Origin of the sequence: Streptomyces telluris (genome assembly GCF_024519335.1) — a bacterium.
Taxonomy (GTDB): Bacteria; Actinomycetota; Actinomycetes; order Streptomycetales; family Streptomycetaceae; genus Streptomyces; species Streptomyces telluris.
In genome coordinates this window covers 1-17,639 of sequence record NZ_JANIID010000035.1, presented here as the reverse complement: position 1 = coordinate 17,639, position 17,639 = coordinate 1, and the positions used below count along the sequence as shown (strand labels likewise).

Below are 17,639 nucleotides of genomic sequence, written 5' to 3'. Positions count from 1 at the left end.
GTCGGACGTGCGCCCTTCAGGAGCTCTCCCGCAGCCGCGTTCCGAGTCGGCCTCATTGAGGAAACGTGCCGGCCACCCGGGGATGCGAAGATCGCGCCGTGAACACGCATGCGCACGACGAGCCCGGCCGGCCGCCCGGAGCCCCGGTCCGGGCCGGCATTCCCGAACACGGCCGGATTCCCAAGTACTACGCGGTCAAGGCACGGGTTGCCGGCCTGCTCGACGAACTGGGGGAGGGGGGCTTGCTGCCCGCCGAGCGGGAGCTGGCCGCGCGCTTCGAGGTGTCCCGGGAGACCGTGCGGCAGGCCCTGCGCGAGCTGCTGCTCGAAGGGCGCCTGCGCCGGATGGGGCGCGGCACGGTCGTCGCGGGGCCGAAGCTGGAGCAGCCGCTTTCCCTCGCCAGCTATACCGAGGGCGTGCGCCGCCAGGGCCGCCGCCCGGGGCGCACCCTCGTCGGCCTGGATCGTCTCGCCTGCCCGGCGGCCCTCGCCCCCGACCTCGGGGTGGAACCCCTGGCCCCCGTCTGGCATCTGGAGCGCGTACTGCTCGCCGACGACGAACGGGTCGGGCTGGAGAGCACGTACGTGGCGGTGGAGCGTGCGCCCGGGCTGGACACGGACTTCGAGCCCAACTCCTCCTTCTACGGCTATCTGCACGAGCGTCTCGGCATCGGGTTCGGCGACGCGGACGAGCGGCTGGAGACCGTCCTGGCCACGCCGCGCGAGGCCCTGCTGATCGGCACGCCGCCGGCGCTGCCCATGCTGCTGATCCACCGGGTGTCGCGGGACACGGCGGGGCGGCCGCTGGAGCGTGTGCGCTCGCTCTACCGCGGGGACCGGTTCTCCTTCACCGCCCATCTGCGCGGCGGGACCTGAGGGGAAAACCGGGCCGCCGATCACCATCGCGGCACTCGTGTCACGAAAAGATAACGGGTCTGGTCCAAGTTTGCGCCCCGGTTTCCCGTCAGTTCTCCGAACGGTCGCCACCGCGCCACCCGCCCCGACGACTGTTCGAGTCATGCGAGTCATAGTCGTCGGAGCCGGCGTCCTGGGAACCATGCACGCCTGGCAAGCAGTCCAGCGCGGCCACGAGGTCGTGCACATCGAGCGAGAGGCGGAAGCCCGGGGGGCCTCCCTCCGCAACTTCGGTCTGATCTGGGTCGGCGGCCGGGCCGCAGGGGAGGAGCTGGCCACCGCCCTGCGGGCCCGCGAGCTGTGGGAGGAGATCGGCGCCGCCGTCCCCGGCCTCGGCTTCCGCGCCAACGGTTCACTGACGACCGTCACCACCGAGGCCGAACTGGCCGTCGCCCGCAACGCCCTGGCCCGGCCCGATGCCGCCGCCCGGGGCTTCCGCCTCCTCACCCCCGGCGAGGTGCGGACCCTCAACCCGGCCCTGCGCGGCGACATCCTCGGCGCCCTGGCCTGCGACCGCGACGCCGCCGTGGAACCCCGCACGGCGCAGCGCGCTCTGAGGGAGGCCCTGCTCCGCTCCGGCCGCTACACCTTCCTCGGCGGTCGCGAGGTCCGGGACATCGTGGACACCGCCGGCGGGTCCGCCGTCCGCGACGACCGGGGCGAGGTGCACAGCGGCGACACGGTCGTGCTGTGCACCGGCGCCTGGCTGGGCGGCCTCGTCCGCGAGCTCGCCCCGGAGCTGCCTGTCCGCCGCGTGCGGCTGCAGATGATGCAGACCGCGCCACTGGGCGAGCAGCTCACCACCTCCGTCGCCGACGCCGACAGCTTCCGTTACTACCCCGCCTATGGCGGAGCCGCCCTCGACGCGCTGGCCGCCGCCCAGGCCCAGACCACGGTCGCCGCCGAGCACAAGATGCAGCTGCTCATGGTGCAGCGCGCCGACGGCGGGCTGACCATCGGCGACACCCACGAGTACGCGGAACCCTTCGCCTTCGACGTGGACGAGGCCCCGTACGAGCACCTCACCTCCGTCGCCGAGCAGCTCCTGGGCCGCCCTCTGCCGCCGGTCCGCCGACGCTGGGCCGGGGTCTACGCACAGTGCGTGGACACGACCCGCGTCGTGCACCGCGAGCGCGTGCGCGACGACGTCTGGCTGGTCACCGGTCCCGGCGGGCGCGGCATGACGTGCTCCCCGGCGATCGCCGAATCCACCGCGAACGAGCTGGCCTGGTGAGGAACATGACTCAGCCCATGAGCCTGGTCGTACTGGACATGGCCGGCACCACCGTCGCCGACGACGGCCTGGTCGAGCGGGCCTTCGGCACGGCCGCACGGGCCCTCGGCGTCCAGCCCGGCACCGCCCGCCACGACGAACAACTCGCCTACGTCCGCGCGACGATGGGCGAATCGAAGATCTCCGTCTTCCGCCACCTCGCCGCCGGCGACGAGGAGCGGGCCCGGCGCGCCAACGCGGCCTTCGAGTCCGCCTACGGACAGCTGGTCGCCGAAGGACACTGCGCTCCCGTCACGGGCGCCCGCGAAGCGATCGAACGGCTGCGCGCCGAGGGCCGCACCGTCGTCCTCACCACCGGCTTCGCCCGCGTCACCCAGGACGCCGTCCTGGCCGCCCTCGGCTGGACGGACCTCGCCGACCTCACGCTCTGCCCGGCCGACGCCGGAGGGCGCGGACGCCCGTACCCCGACATGGTGCTCACCGCCCTCCTGCGCACCCGCGCCGCGGACGACGTACGGCGGATCGCGGTCGCGGGCGACACGTCCTACGACATGCTCTCCGGCGCCAGGGCCGGGGCGGCCGTGGTCGCCGGCGTCCTGACCGGAGCCCACGAGGAGGCCGCGCTGCGCGCCTCCGGAGCGACCCACGTCCTGGCCTCCGTGGCGGAACTCCCCGACCTGCTCGTACAGGCGGAGGACGGCCGTTGAGCACCGGCATCCGATTCGACGGCGTGACCGTCGCCTACGGCAGGACCGTCGTCCTCGACTCGCTCGACCTCACCGTCGAGCCGGGAGAGGTCATGGCCCTGCTCGGGCCGTCCGGCTCCGGCAAGACCACCGCCCTGCGCGCGGTCGCCGGTTTCGTGCAGCCGGTCGCCGGACGGGTCTTCATCGGGGACCGCGACGTCACCGACCTGCCGCCCCACCGGCGCGGCATCGGCATGGTGGTCCAGCAGTACGCGCTCTTCCCCCACATGAGGGTCGACGCCAACGTCGCCTTCGGACTCAAGGCACGCAAGACACCGCGGGAGGAGGTCGCCGCGCGCGTGACCGAGGCGCTGGAGACGACCGGCATGGCCCCTTACGCCAAGCGGTACCCGCGCGAGCTCTCCGGCGGACAGCAGCAGCGTGTCGCCATCGCCCGCGCGCTGGCCATCCGGCCCGGCGTGCTGCTCTTCGACGAGCCGCTCTCGGCCCTCGACGCACAGCTGCGCTCCGGCGTGCTCGCCGAACTCGCCCGGCTGCACCGCGACCTGCCGGACGTCAGCATGCTCTACGTCACCCACGACCAGGCCGAGGCGCTCACCCTCGCCGACCGGATCGCCGTCATGGACCGCGCCGGCCTGCGGGACTGCGGCACGCCGCAGGACCTCTACCGGCGGCCCCGCACCGCGTTCACCGCCTCCTTCATCGGCAACGCCAACCTCCTGCCCGTGACGGTCACGGACCACGGCCGCGTACGCCTCGGCGACACGGCCCTGGACGTGCCGACAGGCGACGCCGCACCGGGCGCCCGGGCGACACTGTGCATCCGCCCGCACCTCGTCGGACTGGGGGAGGGGCCGAACACCCTGCGCGGAACGGTCACGGAGGTGCAGTGGCGCGGTGTCACGCACCGCCTGTCCGCCGAGGTCGCTGGGCACCGCGTCACGGCCGACGTACGGGAGCTGCGCGAGGCCCCGTCGCCCGGCACCGGGATCGCGCTGCACTTCGCGGCGGACGACGCGGTGCTGCTACCGGCAGGCGAGGCCGGAGGTGCCGCCCATGGCTAGCTGCGAGCTGCCGCTCGCACGGGCGGCCGTCCCCGCTCCCTCCCGGCGGATTCCGGCCTGGACCCTGGTGCTGCCGCCCGTCGCCGCCCTCGGCATCGTCTTCCTCCACCCCCTCGCCCTCGTCCTGTGGCAGTCCCTCTCCCCGGACGGCGGCGGGCACGGATTCTCCGCGTACGCAGAGGTGTTCGCCCAGGCCACCTTCCGTGACGCCCTGCGCAACACGGTGCTGATCGCCGCCGGGGCGACCGCCGGCGCCCTGCTCCTCGGCTTCGCCCTCGCACTGGTCATCGCGTTCGTGCCGTTTCCCGGCAGCAAGGCGATCGGGCGGTTCGTCGACGTCTTCCTGTCCTTCCCCTCCTTCCTCATCACCCTCGCGCTGCTGTTCGTCTACGGCACCGCGGGCATGGCCAACGGCCTATGGACCGGGGCGACCGGGGCCACGTCCGGCCCGTTCGACTTCCTGCACACGCCCTGGGGCGTGCTGCTCGCAGAAATCACCTACTTCACGCCGTTCGTGTTGCGTCCGCTGCTCGGTGCCTTCTCGCAGCTCGACACCGCACAGCTCGACGTCGCGGCCTCGCTCGGCGCCCGCGCCCCGCGCATCGTCCGGCAGGTGATCCTGCCCGAGGCCCTGCCCGCCCTGGCGGCCGGCGGTTCGCTCGTCCTGGTGATGTGCCTCAACGAATTCGGCATCGTCCTCTTCACCGGCGCCAAGGGCGTGACGACCCTGCCCGTACTCGTCTACGGCAAGGCCATCCTCGAAGGGGACTGGACCGGCGCCTGCGTGGTCGCCGTCGTCAACGTTGCCCTCTCCCTGGCGCTGTACGGGCTCTACCGGACGATCACCACCCGCATGGAGGGAGCCCGCCGTGCTCGTGCATAGCCGCCGTGCCCGCCGGACGGTCCAGGCCGTCTTCCTCGTCCTCTTCCTCCCCGTCTTCGCGCTGCCGTTCCTCGTCGTCGTGGCCGCCTCCCTGGCCACCACGTGGAGCGGTGCGCTCCCCTCCGGTGCGACGCTCGACCACTACCGGGCGGTCGCCCACGGAGAGGCGCTCGACGCCCTGATCACCAGCGTCCTCACCGCCCTCGCGGCCTCGGCGACCGCCCTCGTCACCGGCACCTGGGCAGCCCTCGCGGCCAACGGATCGCGCCTCCGACGCGCGATCGACCTGCTGTTCATGCTGCCGGTGGCCGTACCGTCCGTGGTCGTCGGGCTCGCCCTGCTCGTCGCCTTCTCCAAGCCCCCGTTCCTGCTCAACGGCACGCCCGCGATCGTCGTCCTGGCCCACACGATCCTGGTGACGGCGTTCGCCCACCAGTCCGTATCGGCGGCCCTGGACCGCCTCGACCCCGCCTTCGAACAAGCCGCCGCGAGCCTCGGCGCAAGCCCCCTGCGTGTCCTGCTGCAGGTGAAGCTGCCGCTGCTCCTGCCGTCCCTCTCCGCCGCCGCGGGGCTCTGCTTCGCCCTGTCGATGGGCGAGCTCAGCGCCACGATGATGCTCTACCCGCCCGACTGGCTGCCCCTGCCCGTCAAGGTCTTCGCCGCCACCGACCGCGGCGCGCTCTTCCCCGGAGCCGCGCTCGCCGTCGCCCTCATGGCCACCACGCTCCTCGTGCTCCTCGCGGTCTCCCGGGCCCGCACCCGAGCCTCCTACCGCTGATTCCCCCGCCTCCCCCTTCGGCCGACTTCGAAGGAGTCCCCGTGCCCCGTCCCCGTACGATCCTCCCGCTGGCCGCCCTGCTCGCCCTCCCGCTCACCGCGTGCGGCGGGACGGCCGACACCGGAGCGAAGGAACTCACCGTCTACAGCGCCGACGGCCTCAAGGCCGAGGACGGCTCCGGCTTCTACGACAAGGTCTTCAAGGACTTCACGAAGAAGACCGGCATCAAGGTCGACTACGTCGAGGGCGGCTCCGGCGAAATCGTGCAGCGCCTCGCCCGGGAGAAGTCCAACACCAAGGCGGACGTCGTCGTCACCCTGCCGCCCTTCGTCCAGCAGGCCGACGGCAAGGGCCTGCTGACCGCCTACCGGCCCGAGGGCTCGGACAAGGTCGCTGAGGGCGACAAGGACCCCTCCGGCAAGTGGACCTCAGTCGCCAACAACTACTTCTGCTTCATCTACAACTCCAAGGAACTGAAGCACAGCCCGCCGAAGACCTGGAAGGACCTGCTCGACGCCGGATTCAAGGGCAAGCTGCAGTACTCCACGCCCGGCGTCGCGGGCGACGGCACGGCCGTCCTCATCAAGGCCATGCACGACCTCGGCGGCAAGGAACCCGCCATGGCCTATCTCAAGGACCTGCAGAAGAACAACGTCGGCCCGTCCAAGTCCACCGGCCAGCTCGCCCCGAAGGTCGACAAGGGAGAACTCGTCGTCGCCAACGGGGACGTCCAGATGAACTTCGCCAACATGAAGACGATGCCGAACCAGGGCATCTTCTTCCCCGCGGGCGACAGCGGGAAGCCCACCACCTTCGCCCTCCCGTACGCGGCCGGGCTGGTGAACAACGCCCCGCACACCGAGAACGCCAAGAAGTTCCTGGACCACCTGCTCACCGAGCAGGTGCAGCGCGAGGTCTCCGCCGTCGGCGGCGGCTTCTCCGCCCGTACGGACGTCAAAGCCACCGACCCGAACGCCGCGTCCCTCGCCCGCATCATGAAGGGCGTGGAGATCTTCCGCCCCGACTGGGCCGACATCGACCGGAACCTCACCTCCTACGTCGCGGCGTGGAAGGAGGCCACTCGCAGCTGACGCAGGTGCCGCTAGGCGATCCACGCGCCGGTCAGCGCCTGCACGGTCGAGCCGTCGAGGTCCTTGAGCTTCGTCCCGGCGAAGGCGCGCGCGGTGTCGGAGGTGAGCAGCCGGAAGGCGGGCCACTCGGCTGCGAGGAGAGCGACCATCTGCGCTGCCACGTCCTGCGGGGTCTGCGCATCGGCGAAGGCGCCGCGGGTGCGCTCCAGGTAGGCGGACAGGGCCGGCGCGTACGAGCCGGCCTGGTCCAGTGCGTCGTCGGCGAGACCCACATTGTTGACGAACTCGCTGGCCACCGCACCCGGCTCGACCACGCTGACGGACACGCCGGCCGTGGCCGCGACCGGCGCGAGGGACTCCATGAAGCCCTCGACCGCGAACTTGGCGGCGCAGTACGCCTCGTTGAAGGGCTGGCCGATCACCCCGCCGACGCTGGTCACGGTCAGCACACGGCCCTTGCTCGCCCGCAGCAGGGGCAGAGCGGCCTTGGTGACGTGCAGCACGCCGAAGAAGTTGACCTCCATGACGGCCCGCACGTCCTCGACGCTCTCCTGCTCCAGGGTGCCGACGTGGCCCGCGCCGGCGTTGTTGACCAGTGCGTCCAGCTGGTCGAGGCCGGTCAGGCACGCCTCGACCGAGGCCGGGTCGGTCACGTCCAGGGCCCGGACGTCCAGGGTGACTCCGGCTTCCTCCGCAGCCGTCAGCAGTGCGCCCGCCTTGGCGGTGTCGCGCATGGTGGCGATCACGCGCCAGCCGTTTCGCGCGGCGGCGACGGCGGTGGCCAGGCCGATGCCGGAGGAGGTGCCGGTGATCAGAACGGTCTTGGAGATCGTCGGCCTCTTCGCGGCCATCAACCGCCGCTACACCCAGGAGTGCGGGGCCGCCGCCGCGACCTACGATCTGACCCCGCTCCAGGTCAAGGCGCTGCTCGCCGCCGAAGAGCCGGTCCCGACGCGCCGCATCGCCGACCGGTTGCACGCGGAGCCGTCCAACGTGACCGCGATCATCGACCGGCTGGAGTCCCGCGGCCTGGTCGAGCGCAGCCTCGACCCGGGCGACCGGCGCGTCAAGCGCGTCGCCGCCACCCCGGCCGGCCGCACGGTCACCGCCGACCTCCGTGCTCTCATGCCCTTCGCCGCCGAACCACTGGCCCCGCTCACCGCGCAGCAGCGCGAGACCCTGCGCGAACTGCTGCAGCTGATCCTGGAGGCATGACGGCGGCCGGCGGACGGCAGCCGGCAGCCGGCGGACGGCAGCCGGCAGCCGGCAGCCGGCGGACCGTGCTCCGTCACTCGAAGGCCGACGCGTCAACCACCGTCAGGGCCGGCGCAGACCGGAGCGGCAGCGCGTCGAAGTCGGTGTACAGGGCCTTCGCGAGCGCGTTGGCGGCCAGCACGTCCAGCCGGTGACCCGTGATCATCGCGGGGGCGCCCGTCAGGGAGCCGGGGAGCTGCAGCAGCCCGGGCCGCACCCACTGCGCAGGCACCGCGCGACGCCGGGCCGAGCCCGGCCCGGCCCGGGGCGGGCCAGGTCGACCAGATATCGCCCCACGGCTGGCTCCTGGTCCGGCAGCGGCTCGGGGGCTTGTGGACCAACGGCGACGACACCCTGCGAGCTTTCGAACCGGAGTGATCGCAGCTCCTGCATGCGGCCCGGTCGCGAGCTCCGGCTCTGTTCGCTACTTTGGGTGCCCGGCCGGTAGCTCAATAGAGCCGCGAAAGTCGGGGGGCTGGCAGGGCTGACGGCACAAGTGGCGGAGGCTGCAGGGGAGATGCGTGTTGGCCGATGCGGAGAGCGGAGCGGCCGTGCGTCAGGCCGTGGTGCTGGCGGGGGGTTTCGGGCGGCGGCTCCGGCCCCTGACGTGCGATCGGCCGAAAACGATGGTCGAGGTGCGCGGTACGCCGATCCTGCGACATCAGATCGACTGGTTCGCCGAGTCCGCAGTGGAGCATGTCATCGTCTCGGCGGGCCATATGGCCGCTGTCATCACCGACTACCTCGGATCGCAGGAGCTGCCGCTGCGCGCCGACGTGGTCGTCGAAGAGCGCCCGTTGGGGCGGGGCGGGGGGCTCAAGCGAGCCGCCAGGGCGTTGCCGTATCCGGACGAGCCCTGGCTTGCCGTCTACGGCGACATCTGGACCCGCTTCTCGCTCTCGGCCATGCGCGCACACCACGTGCGGCACGCCACGTCGGCGGCAGTGGCCTTGGCCTGCCCGAAGGCGCCTCGCGCCGGTGTCGAGTGCGATGGACGAGGCCGGGTGACAGCCCTGGGAGCGGCGTGGGCGCCGCATCGCCGGGTGAACGCCGGTGTGTACCTCTTCGCCCCCGACGTGGTCGACTTGCTTCCTGATGAGGGCGACCACGTCCACAGCACGCTCGCCGACTTGATCCGGGCCCGTCAGCTCCTGGGGTACCCGGTGGACGTTCCGTGGTGGGCCGTCAACACACCCCAGGATCTCGCCGGGCTCGAACGCGCGCTGGCCGGACGGCAGCCCGTCGGCCCGGCCGTGGCGGGCTGAACTTCTCGGCCAGGCGCTCGGCCGGCCCTCTGCCGTCATGACGACCCTCTACAGGGCGGTCTTGGGGGCCGAGTGCCGGTCCAGGACGGCCTCGACGATCCTCATGAGCCGCTCACCCGCGTGCTCGATGCTTCCGTTCCGGGTGCTTACCTGTGCTCCTGCAAGGATGAAGGTGATCTCCGCGGCCGCGTCGTCCGGATCGGACAGCACGGGCCGGTGGGAGCCCGGGGCCAGGGCTCCCACCGGCCCGGGCGCACAGGTCGGTGAGCCGGCGCAACTGGCCGGCCTTGTGGGCGGTCCGTCACGACAACGCCTGTCAAAGCCGCTTCTCTTGCGGAGCTGAGGGCGGTGTTCGCTGTCAGACCGCTCGGAAGCTCAAGCGCGGTGCCCAGGACTTCCAGGTGTGGAAGTCGTTGGCCGGCTCCGAAAGGGCAGTGCCTGTGCAGTCGGCGTTGGGGTACATGTCGAGCCGCTTGTCAGTCAGGTTGAACACTCCGTAGGCAGGGAAGGGGAGCGTGACGCAGCCCGACCCCGGGTTGGTGTGCCACGAGGTTCTCCCTTCCCAAGGCGTCTCGTAGAAGCACGCGGATCCGTTCACGCAGACCGGTTCGCCCGGCTGCCGCGTGCCGGGGCCGTCGGCCGACGCGGGGCCGGCGAGAAGTGTCATCGAGAGTGCCGACGCCGAGACGCCGATCGTGAGGACGGATTTGATGCGAAGTCCCATGAGTGTCTCCGTGAAGTCCAAGGGGTGAGGCGCTTTTGTGGGCCGTAGCGCGACGTCGCGCGGCCAAGAAAGCGGTGTTCCGGTCGAACTGTGCGAATCCGGCGGGTCTACTTGGTGTCTGCCGGGAACTCGACGGGGTACTGCGCGCCGAAGTCGGCGGAGAGGGAGACGGCCTGCCAGGCTTCGGCCTCGGCGATCTGCTGCCGTGAGTAGTCGAGCGCCATCCGGGCCGCGGTGGTGCCCAGGGGCAGGTGGGTGGGGAGGTGGTCGCGCTTGACCACGCGTACGAGGATGGCGGCGGCGCGGTCCGGGTCGCCGGCGGCGCGGCTGCCGCCGCGAGCCTGGTCGTGGAAGGCGCCGACGGTCGCCTGGTACTCCGGCGGAACGTCCTGGACGTCCATGGAGTCTCCGGCCCAGTCGGTGGCGAAGCCGCTGGGCTCGACGACCAGGTAACGGATGCCGAACGGCGCGGTCTCGGTGGCGAGTACGCGGGTGAGGCCGTCGATGGCGAACTTGGCCGCCTGGTAGGAACCCAGGCCGGCGGTGCCGCCCACCCGGCCGCCGATGGAGGAGAACTGGACGACGATGCCGCCGCCCTGGGCCTTCAGCAGGGGCAGTGCCGCCTTGGAGACGTTGTACACGCCCCAGAAGTTGGTCTCGAACTGACGGCGGAAGTCGTCCTCCGGAGCCGTCTCGACCGGGGCGACGTTCGCGTAACCGGCGTTGTTGACGACCACGTCGATGCGGCCGAAGCGGTCACGGGCGGCGTCGAGCGCGGCCGTGGCCGCGGCGGCGTCGGTCACGTCGAGCGCGACCGGCAGGACCTTGTCGCCGAACCGCTCGACCAAATCGGCGAGTTGTTCCGGCTTGCGGGCAGTGGCGGCGACCTGGTCGCCCGCTTCCAGGGCGGCGACTGCGAGGGAGCGGCCTAAGCCGCGGGAGGAACCGGTGATGAACCACGTTCGGGTCTGGGTTGCCATGGAGATAGCAAAACATGGTTGCGTTAATAGCGCAACCTCGTTGCGTTAGGATGGCCGCATGGTCAGCCGCAGTCAGCCCACAAGAGCCCGGAGTCCCGAGGCCAAGCGCGCCCGCGAAGCCGCGATCCTCGACGCGGCGGCCCGCCTGGCCACGGTGAACGGCATCCGAGCGGTGACCTTGACCGACATCGCGGCAGAAGTCGGCATGCACAAGTCGGCGATGCTCCGCTACTTCGAGACCCGGGAAGAGATCTTCCTCCGCCTGGCCGCCGCCGGGTGGGTGGAGTGGTCGCAGGAGGTACGCGAGCGGCTCGCCGCCACCTTGCCCGGCATGGGTGGCGAGGATGGTGAGGGCGGCGAGGACGCTGCGCATGTCGCGAACAGCGCGGACCAGGAGCCTCGCCTGCGCGCGGTCGCCGGTCTGCTGGCCGAGTCGCTGGTCGCACGCCCCCTGTTCTGCGACCTGCTCGCCCACACGCCGATGACTCTTGAGCACAACGTCTCGCTGGAAAGCGTCCGGTCCTTCAAACTGATCGCCATCGCCGAGGTCGAGGCCTTGGGCGAGGCGCTGCGCCGGGTGGTCGTGCTGAGCCCGGCGCAGGCCGGCGACGTCGTCGCCACGGCCGCGGCGATGGCAGGAGCGCTGTGGCAGATGGCCGCCCCGGGAACCGCGCTGCGCCGCCTCTACGAGTCGGACCCGGAGCTCGCCCACGCCGTCGTCGACGTCGCACCCCGGCTGACCGGCATCCTGAGCGCACTGCTTCGGGGCTACGGCGCCGACAGCGCCGACAGCGCCGACAGCGTCAGCAGCGTCGGCAAGGCAGCCGAGTAGGCGGGCGTCAGCAGTGGGGGATGCCCTTCTGCGGGTCCCCCTTGGTGTCGACGTTGCCGCCCCAGACCCACACGCCGGGGCCCAGGGGCCGATTCATGGGCGCGCCCATCCAGACGCCGCCCTGGTACCAGACGTTGGTGTGCTGGCCGCCGGAGCTGACGTCCTGCCCACGAGCCCAGCAGTCGATGTCGATGTAGGCGCCCCGGCCTGCCGTGCCGTAGACACGGCTCTTCAGCTTCGGGGCTCCACGGACGTTGCTGTTCCGGTCGATGGTGTACCTGTCCTCCACCTTCACCGCAGCGGATGAGGCGGAGGTGGATGACGTGGATGAGGTGAACGAGGTGGATACGGACGGGGCGGGCGCGGCCTGAGCGACGCCGGCGGCGGCGCCCGTCATGAGGACGGCCACGACGGCCGTGCGGGCCCGTAGCCCTCTGTTGCGAGGACGAAGTGTCACGGTGTTCCTCCTGAAGGAGTTTCTGGTGCTCCTGCGGTTCCCGGACGCGTCGGGGCGTCAGGAGATGCAGGCCCTGCTCGGCTCGAGGTAGCGGCCATGTCCTGGTCGGCCGGGGGCCGCGGCGTCGGTCCCACGGATGGAACTGGTCGCGCACCGGGGTGCCGGAGGTGTTGCTGGCGCCCGGTGAGCGGTAGTGCCAGTGATCGGCCCACTTCCCGCCGTCCTTGACGTGGTAGCGGATCTGCGTGACGGATACTGCTTGCCGGACTGCTGCTCGGGCCGCGTGTCCGGCCTGCTCTCCTTCTCGCTGTCACCGCTGAGGCGCTGCGATCGAGGGCAGCGGTACCGGCAGCCGCCCCCGTGTCCCGCTGCCGGTGTCGCCCAAACTACGGGTGGGGGCCGCCGCGCACATCGGGGCTAACCCTGAGCCTCCCGGGTCAGCGCGCGCGTACGCCGTCGATGGCGATCGCCAGCAGGAGGTCGGCCTCGGCCGGGCCGTCGATGTCCTGCTCGGTGGCCAGCGCGACGGCGCCGACGAGTTTCAGCAGCTGGGTGATGGTGATCCCGGGGCGCACGGCGTCTGCCTCCCGGGCGCGCGCGAGGAGGGCGTCTCCGGCGCTGCTGATCATGTCGTGGCAGGTCTCGCCCAGCGCCGGGTCCGCCTCGTGCATCAGGGAGGCCCCCAGTCCGCGGTTGGCCACGGCGTGTGCGCCGACGGCGCGAAGCCAGGTGGACAGGGCCTGGCCCGGGTCGGGTTCGGCGAGCAGATCGCCGGCCTTCGCGCACAGGGCCTCCACCCGGTCCTTGAAGACCGCCTCAAGGAGCGCCTGCCGGGAGGGGAAGTGGCGGTGCAGGGTGGCCGAGCCGACTCCGGCGAGGCGGGCGACGCCCTCCAGGGAGGCGTCGGCGCCGTGCTCGGCGATCAAGGTTCCGGCGGCGGCCACGATCTTCTCGACGTTGCGGCGGGCGTCGGCGCGCATCGGCCGGCGCGGCGGGGTGGCGGCGGCCTCGGGCACGGGCACTCCTGACGTCTTGAAAAGTGGGGTGGTCCTCCATATCGTAGCGAACGAGAAATGGAGGGCTGCCCCACTTATGGGATGGTTCCCCTTCCGCGCGGACGCGATGGAGAAGACTCGTGAAGCTGACGCAGAAGACCGTCGTGGTGGTTGGTGCGACCGGCCAGCAGGGCAGGGCCGTGACGCGTCACCTGCTCCGGGACGGCTGGCAGGTGCGCGCACTGACACGCGACCCGCACGGGGCTCGGGCCGCCGCACTGGCGCAGGCCGGAGCGCAGGTGGTGCGGGCGCAGATGGAGGACGTCGACTCCCTGACCGTCGCGGCCGAGGGCGCCTGGGGCCTGTTCAGCGTCCAGCCCACCGTCGGCTCGTCCGGTACCGCGCCGGACTTCACCGCCGAGGACGAGGTGCGCTGGGGTGTGAACGTCGCCGAGGCCGCACACGCCGCCGGCATCGGGCACTTCGTCTTCACTTCGGTCGCCGCGGTGGACCGGCACCTGGAAGAGAAGCTGCCGGTGAACCTGGTCAGCAAGTGGCACATCGAGCAGCGCATCGCCGCCCTTGGCCTGCCCGCGACGATCCTGAGGCCGGTTTCGTTCATGGAGAACTTCACCGGCGGATACGCGCTGCGGAACGGAAATCTGTCCACCGGGCTTGCGCCGGAGGTCCCCCAGCAGATCATTGCCGTCGACGATGTCGGCGCCGTCGCCGCACTGGCGTTCTCCCGACCCACGGAGTGGATCGGCCGGGCAGTCTCCCTGGCCGGGGACGAACTGACACCGGTTCAGATCGCCGCGGCCATCGGGAACGCGCTCGGCATACAGCTGCCCTACGTTCAGATCCCGATCGACGCGATCCGGGCCCTGAGCGAAGACTTCGCCTACGCCAACGAATGGCTCAACACACTCGGCTACCGCGCCGACATTCGCGCCACCCGGAACATCCACCCTGCCGCGATGGACTTCGACACCTGGCTGGAGCGCACCGGCGCGTCCCGGATCGCCGCGTTCCTGGACTCCGCGCGCACCTCAGGACAGGACACGTGAGCGCCCGCACCCACGGCCCCGGCCGCGTTGGGATCCGGGAGTGCGGCCCGGCGCCGGTTCCCCGACACCCGTTTCGGCGTCCGCCGCGGTACGGGGCCGGGTACGGCAGGCAGCGCGATCTCCAGGTGCGCACTCATCGTGTGGCGGCCTTGGGGCCGGAGGGCTCGCCTGTTCGGCAAGGTGGCCGGCGTGGGCGGGCGCGGCCCGCTGTCGGTACCGTCCGTCATGATCGGACGTATGAACGAGATCGACGCGACCGTACCCCGGAGCCCCCGCACGTGGGACGGATCCGCCGCATCCGCCGCTCTCCAGGGTCTCGTGGCCTCGGGCTGCTGGAACGAGGACTACTTCGCCGACATCAGGCGCAGCGGCCGCTACATCGAAGGCAGTTGGGCGCCCGAGCCGGGTGATCGGGAGGTCCGTCCGCCCGCGGTGGGCAGTTGGACGGAACTCATAGGGCGTACGGGCGCAGTCGCCCTGCGCGCGGCCGCCCCCGCGACCAGGCCGGAGCGCCGCGAGATGCTGCTCGACTTCCTGGAGATGTGGGCGCGGACCCCGTTCGCCGACCCGGCCTGCCGATTTAGTCTGGGCCGACTCGCCGGAACGACCTCGTTCACCGTCCGCGACCATCAGGGCGCCTCCTTCGGTCTGCACCTGCCGGCCGCGCGCAAGGCTCTCTACTTCGAGGCCCTGCTCCCCGGCGGCGAGGCCGCCCCGCGCCCCGAGGAACCGCTCTACGTCGTGGACTGCCCGCGTGGTTGGGGTAACCCGGGGCAACTGCTGCGCCTGGTGGAGCTCGTCCGGGAGCGAGGCCCGGTCGCCTGGGACGCGGACGCGGCCCTCGCCTTGAGCGGGGCGACGGGCCTGAGCCGCCCCGCTGCGGCCCTCGTCCTGGCCGGCAACCCCGGCGCGGGCAGTTACTACGAACCCTTCCTCGACGAGCACGAGCGCACCGCGATCGGCTTCAAAGCCGGCGAACTCGAATCGGCGCGCGCCGAGTTGTCGGCGCTGCGCGACGACGACCGGCTCGCCCTGCTCGCCGACGTGATGCCCGCGGACCCCGCGGACCTGTGGGAGCCCGGCGGCCTCGCCCGCGTCGCGGAGCGCACCGCCGCCGCCTGGTCGGAGCAGCACGGCGCCCGTCCGAACGCGCCATGGAGCACCTGGCAGTCCGCGGTCGCCCTGCAGACCCGGATGCCGGCGACCCACCTGTGCCACTTGTTCCTCGACCCGGCGAACGCCACCCTGCCACCGGACTTCTGCCTGCGGGCCCGGCCCTGCCCGCCCGAGCACCGCCACCTGCGCACCGCATGGGACGCCATGGGCGACTACGACGCCGCAACCGTCGCGGACGCCGTCTTCGCCGGCCTGCCGTGGGCGTACGCGGACCTCCCCGCCGGCGACCCCGTACGCACCGGAGCGCCGGAGGTCGTCCACCACCTGCGCAAGGTGCTGGCCGGCCGCGACTCACCGGCCCGCGTCCTCCGCTCGGGCGTGGTCCGCGGCAACCGCGGAAGCCGGCGCCGGGCCTGGCTGAAGGACGGCACCTGCGACCGCGTCATAGCCCGCATCACCGCCGGCGACCTGCCTCCCGGCCGCTACGAATCCGACCCCCGCGCCTGCGCCCCCGACCTGGTCGCCGACGTCGCCGCCACCCTCCGCCTGCCCGAGGATGCGGCCACCTTCTACCTCCAGCTCCTGCTGCTCCCCGTGCCCTCGGACCGCAACGTGCGTCGCTGGAACGCCTGGACACCGGCCCGCCACAAGGCGGCCGCGGCAGAGCTGTTGGCGCGCGGCCTGGTGGTGGAGGACCGCCGTGCCCGCGCGGGACGCACACTCTTCCTGCCCGGCCCGTGGGCGCACGCCAAGAAGCCGCTGCCTCCGATGGAGTTCTGGAAAGCGCCCCTGATCGGGGCGGAGCTGAGCGACGACGGCAGCGAGGTGGAGGCCTTCGACCTGCTCCCGGGCACGCTCCCCGAGCTGTTCACCGAGGCCTGGCGGCTGGTCCGCGCGGGGGAGGGGCCGACGGCCTGACCGGAGCGTGGCGACTCCCGCCGTCCGGCGGTGCAACCGCAGTGGCTCTTACTCTCGCATCACCCGATCGAGGTGTTTGACAGCCGAACCCCTTTCCAGCGAGGTGCGGCGCGAGAGCCTGCGCTCACGACCTCGGGGACAGCCGGACAGGGGGAAACTCGTGAATCCACGCAAGCGACTTGCCGCACTCGCGGCGGCGCTGGCCGCCACCTTCGCGGTTGCAGTCCCAGGTGCCGGGGCGGCCGAACCCCGAGTACGCGCGGAGGCGGCCCCGGCGGCGGTCGGCCCGTTCCAGGTCAGAAACCAAGGCACCGGCCGTTGCATGGACTTCCCGTCCGGTGACGACCGCGTGCGGGTGTGGGGCTGCACCACGCAGGCCTACCAGCTCTGGGACCTGGTCGCCGACGGCCGCGGCCGCCACCACATGGTCAACCGCAGGAACGGCACGTGCCTCGCGGGCTACGCGCAGGGCCCGAGCGGCTGGGCGACCTGGCTGTCGACCTGCGACAGCAGTTTCACCAACGTCGACCAGCTCTGGTACGTCGACCCGGCGACCCAGTCCGGCCCGGCACGCATCGCGAACCTCTTCGGCCGCGTCCTCGAGCCCGACCGCGGCTGGGGCGGTGCGAACCAGTCGCCCGTCGTGACCAACGACAACGAGGGACTGCCGAGTCAGAAGTGGACCGTCAAGTACATCCAGTGAAGGCCGTCCGGTCCTGACCTTCCGCTCCATGCTCTTCGGAGAGTGACCTGGAGTGACCTGGTGTCTGCGGTGCGGCCCTCCCCAAGCCCGCACCGCAGACACCAGGTCACGCGGTTGTCTCCGTCAGGCCGCTGACGTATCTGGTCAGGCCTTCTTGACCACGCTGGACTTGAGCTGCATGGCGCCGAAGCCGTCGATCTTGCAGTCGATGTCGTGGCCGGCCACACCCTCCACGAGGCGGATGTTGCGCACCTTGGTGCCTGCCTTGATCCCCGTCGGGTGGCCCTTGACCTTCAGCGTCTTGATCACTGTGACCGTGTCCCCGTCGGCGAGGACATTGCCGACCGCGTCCTTGATCACCCCGTCCTCGGAGTCGCCCGCCGGCTCGGCGGCCGTGGGAGCCCACTCGTGGCCGCACTCGGGGCAGACCAGAAATGCGCCCATCTCGTAGGTGTACGCGCTGGAGCATTCGGGGCACGGAGGCAGGTTCTCGATCACCATTCCACTGTAGCCCGGGGCCCGCATGGATGACGAATTGCAGAATTTTTCAATTCGCTACATGATGGTTTGGCTGTGCCTGCAGGTAGCCGCGGGCACAGCGTCAGACGTTGCCTCCGCGCAGGAGGCTCGGCGAGGCGAGAGGCTGAGGGTTCCGTG

General features: G+C 71.7%; 20 protein-coding genes and 1 pseudogene. 13 read left to right on the top strand and 8 right to left on the bottom strand.

The genetic code is table 11. From position 1 onward, the window contains the following. Positions 1–98 precede the first annotated feature (98 nt). The 7 genes from NQU55_RS29520 (at position 99) to NQU55_RS29490 (ending at position 6,671) form a co-directional block, all read left to right on the top strand. A complete protein-coding gene (locus NQU55_RS29520; RefSeq protein ID WP_168094977.1) occupies positions 99–875 on the top strand; it encodes a GntR family transcriptional regulator in 777 nt (258 codons plus the stop codon). Positions 876–1,017: 142 nt separating this feature from the next. After that, a complete protein-coding gene (locus NQU55_RS29515; protein ID WP_168094976.1) occupies positions 1,018–2,148 on the top strand; it encodes a TIGR03364 family FAD-dependent oxidoreductase in 1,131 nt (376 codons plus the stop codon). Positions 2,149–2,165: 17 nt separating this feature from the next. After that, positions 2,166–2,855, top strand: a complete 690-nt coding sequence (locus NQU55_RS29510; RefSeq protein ID WP_240976773.1) for a phosphonatase-like hydrolase — start codon at positions 2,166–2,168, stop codon at positions 2,853–2,855. Further along, positions 2,852–3,919, top strand: coding sequence for an ABC transporter ATP-binding protein (locus tag NQU55_RS29505; protein ID WP_168094974.1), 1,068 nt, complete (start codon positions 2,852–2,854; stop codon positions 3,917–3,919). Before NQU55_RS29510 ends, NQU55_RS29505 begins: the two co-directional genes overlap by 4 nt. Further along, positions 3,912–4,802, top strand: coding sequence for a 2-aminoethylphosphonate ABC transporter permease subunit (locus NQU55_RS29500; protein ID WP_256791492.1), 891 nt, complete (start codon positions 3,912–3,914; stop codon positions 4,800–4,802). The genes NQU55_RS29505 and NQU55_RS29500 overlap by 8 nt, the downstream gene beginning before the upstream one ends. After that, a complete protein-coding gene (locus NQU55_RS29495) occupies positions 4,789–5,580 on the top strand; it encodes an ABC transporter permease (RefSeq protein ID WP_168095681.1) in 792 nt (263 codons plus the stop codon). Before NQU55_RS29500 ends, NQU55_RS29495 begins: the two co-directional genes overlap by 14 nt. Before the next feature lie 41 nt (positions 5,581–5,621). Then, complete coding sequence (locus NQU55_RS29490; RefSeq protein WP_168095680.1) at positions 5,622–6,671, top strand: 2-aminoethylphosphonate ABC transporter substrate-binding protein; 1,050 nt, start codon at positions 5,622–5,624, stop codon at positions 6,669–6,671. A gap of 11 nt (positions 6,672–6,682) precedes the next feature. Here the strand turns inward: NQU55_RS29490 and NQU55_RS29485 are convergent, their stop codons facing one another. Then, a complete protein-coding gene (locus tag NQU55_RS29485; RefSeq protein ID WP_168095679.1) occupies positions 6,683–7,522 on the bottom strand; it encodes an SDR family oxidoreductase in 840 nt (279 codons plus the stop codon). On the opposite strand from NQU55_RS29485, the gene NQU55_RS29480 reads away from it, so the two are divergent. Next, positions 7,479–7,886, top strand: a complete 408-nt coding sequence (locus tag NQU55_RS29480) for a MarR family winged helix-turn-helix transcriptional regulator (protein WP_256791491.1) — start codon at positions 7,479–7,481, stop codon at positions 7,884–7,886. The two genes, NQU55_RS29485 and NQU55_RS29480, sit on opposite strands and share 44 nt — an antisense overlap. A 73-nt stretch (positions 7,887–7,959) precedes the next feature. On the opposite strand, the gene NQU55_RS29475 is transcribed toward NQU55_RS29480, so the two are convergent. Continuing rightward, positions 7,960–8,157, bottom strand: coding sequence for an MmyB family transcriptional regulator (locus NQU55_RS29475; protein WP_256791489.1), 198 nt, complete (start codon positions 8,155–8,157; stop codon positions 7,960–7,962). A gap of 292 nt (positions 8,158–8,449) precedes the next feature. Here NQU55_RS29475 and NQU55_RS29470 point away from each other — a divergent pair, with 292 nt between their 5' ends. Further along, the gene (locus NQU55_RS29470) at positions 8,450–9,190 is read left to right on the top strand and encodes a nucleotidyltransferase family protein (protein ID WP_206329965.1); all 741 of its coding nucleotides are present in this window, start codon (positions 8,450–8,452) and stop codon (positions 9,188–9,190) included. A 48-nt stretch (positions 9,191–9,238) separates the two neighbouring features. On the opposite strand, the pseudogene NQU55_RS29465 reads toward NQU55_RS29470, so the two are convergent. The 3 genes and pseudogenes from NQU55_RS29465 to NQU55_RS29455 all read right to left on the bottom strand — a co-directional run. Continuing rightward, a pseudogene (locus NQU55_RS29465) lies at positions 9,239–9,482 on the bottom strand (hypothetical protein); the annotation flags it as partial. Between the two features lie 66 nt (positions 9,483–9,548). Further along, positions 9,549–9,914 (bottom strand): hypothetical protein, encoded by a 366-nt coding sequence (locus NQU55_RS29460; protein ID WP_206329964.1) that lies wholly within the window; start codon positions 9,912–9,914, stop codon positions 9,549–9,551. Between the two features lie 107 nt (positions 9,915–10,021). Next, entirely contained in the window at positions 10,022–10,894 is an 873-nt protein-coding gene (locus tag NQU55_RS29455) for an SDR family NAD(P)-dependent oxidoreductase (protein ID WP_168096750.1), read from the bottom strand. 58 nt (positions 10,895–10,952) lie between these two features. Between NQU55_RS29455 and NQU55_RS29450 the strand changes: the two genes are divergently transcribed. Beyond that, on the top strand, positions 10,953–11,726 hold the full coding sequence (locus NQU55_RS29450) for a TetR/AcrR family transcriptional regulator (protein WP_168096751.1): 774 nt from the start codon (positions 10,953–10,955) through the stop codon (positions 11,724–11,726). Positions 11,727–11,733: 7 nt separating this feature from the next. On the opposite strand, the gene NQU55_RS29445 is transcribed toward NQU55_RS29450, so the two are convergent. After that, a complete protein-coding gene (locus NQU55_RS29445; RefSeq protein WP_168096752.1) occupies positions 11,734–12,183 on the bottom strand; it encodes a hypothetical protein in 450 nt (149 codons plus the stop codon). Positions 12,184–12,620: 437 nt separating this feature from the next. Further along, positions 12,621–13,199: a TetR/AcrR family transcriptional regulator gene (locus NQU55_RS29440; protein ID WP_168095898.1), complete on the bottom strand. Its 579-nt coding sequence runs from the start codon at positions 13,197–13,199 to the stop codon at positions 12,621–12,623. Positions 13,200–13,318: 119 nt separating this feature from the next. Between NQU55_RS29440 and NQU55_RS29435 the strand changes: the two genes are divergently transcribed. From NQU55_RS29435 to NQU55_RS29425, 3 genes are all read left to right on the top strand, one after another. Next, positions 13,319–14,245: an NmrA/HSCARG family protein gene (locus NQU55_RS29435; protein ID WP_168095897.1), complete on the top strand. Its 927-nt coding sequence runs from the start codon at positions 13,319–13,321 to the stop codon at positions 14,243–14,245. 237 nt (positions 14,246–14,482) lie between these two features. Then, positions 14,483–16,279: a hypothetical protein gene (locus NQU55_RS29430; RefSeq protein WP_168095896.1), complete on the top strand. Its 1,797-nt coding sequence runs from the start codon at positions 14,483–14,485 to the stop codon at positions 16,277–16,279. A gap of 7 nt (positions 16,280–16,286) precedes the next feature. Next, entirely contained in the window at positions 16,287–16,982 is a 696-nt protein-coding gene (locus NQU55_RS29425) for an RICIN domain-containing protein (RefSeq protein WP_308402285.1), read from the top strand. A 144-nt stretch (positions 16,983–17,126) separates the two neighbouring features. On the opposite strand, the gene NQU55_RS29420 is transcribed toward NQU55_RS29425, so the two are convergent. Continuing rightward, positions 17,127–17,480 carry a zinc ribbon domain-containing protein YjdM gene (locus tag NQU55_RS29420; RefSeq protein ID WP_308402284.1) on the bottom strand — a complete coding sequence of 118 codons (354 nt, stop codon included), beginning with the start codon at positions 17,478–17,480 and terminating at the stop codon, positions 17,127–17,129. Positions 17,481–17,639: the final 159 nt, after the last annotated feature.

Coding starts and splice junctions, on each gene's coding strand:
- NQU55_RS29515 (WP_168094976.1), top strand. CDS start 1,018: ATGCGAGTCATAGTCGTCGGAGCCGGCGTCCTGGGAACCATGCACGCC.
- NQU55_RS29510 (WP_240976773.1), top strand. CDS start 2,166: ATGAGCCTGGTCGTACTGGACATGGCCGGCACCACCGTCGCCGACGAC.
- NQU55_RS29430 (WP_168095896.1), top strand. CDS start 14,483: ATGAACGAGATCGACGCGACCGTACCCCGGAGCCCCCGCACGTGGGAC.
- NQU55_RS29500 (WP_256791492.1), top strand. CDS start 3,912: ATGGCTAGCTGCGAGCTGCCGCTCGCACGGGCGGCCGTCCCCGCTCCC.
- NQU55_RS29450 (WP_168096751.1), top strand. CDS start 10,953: ATGGTCAGCCGCAGTCAGCCCACAAGAGCCCGGAGTCCCGAGGCCAAG.
- NQU55_RS29455 (WP_168096750.1), bottom strand. CDS start 10,894: ATGGCAACCCAGACCCGAACGTGGTTCATCACCGGTTCCTCCCGCGGC.
- NQU55_RS29460 (WP_206329964.1), bottom strand. CDS start 9,914: ATGGGACTTCGCATCAAATCCGTCCTCACGATCGGCGTCTCGGCGTCG.
- NQU55_RS29485 (WP_168095679.1), bottom strand. CDS start 7,522: ATGGCCGCGAAGAGGCCGACGATCTCCAAGACCGTTCTGATCACCGGC.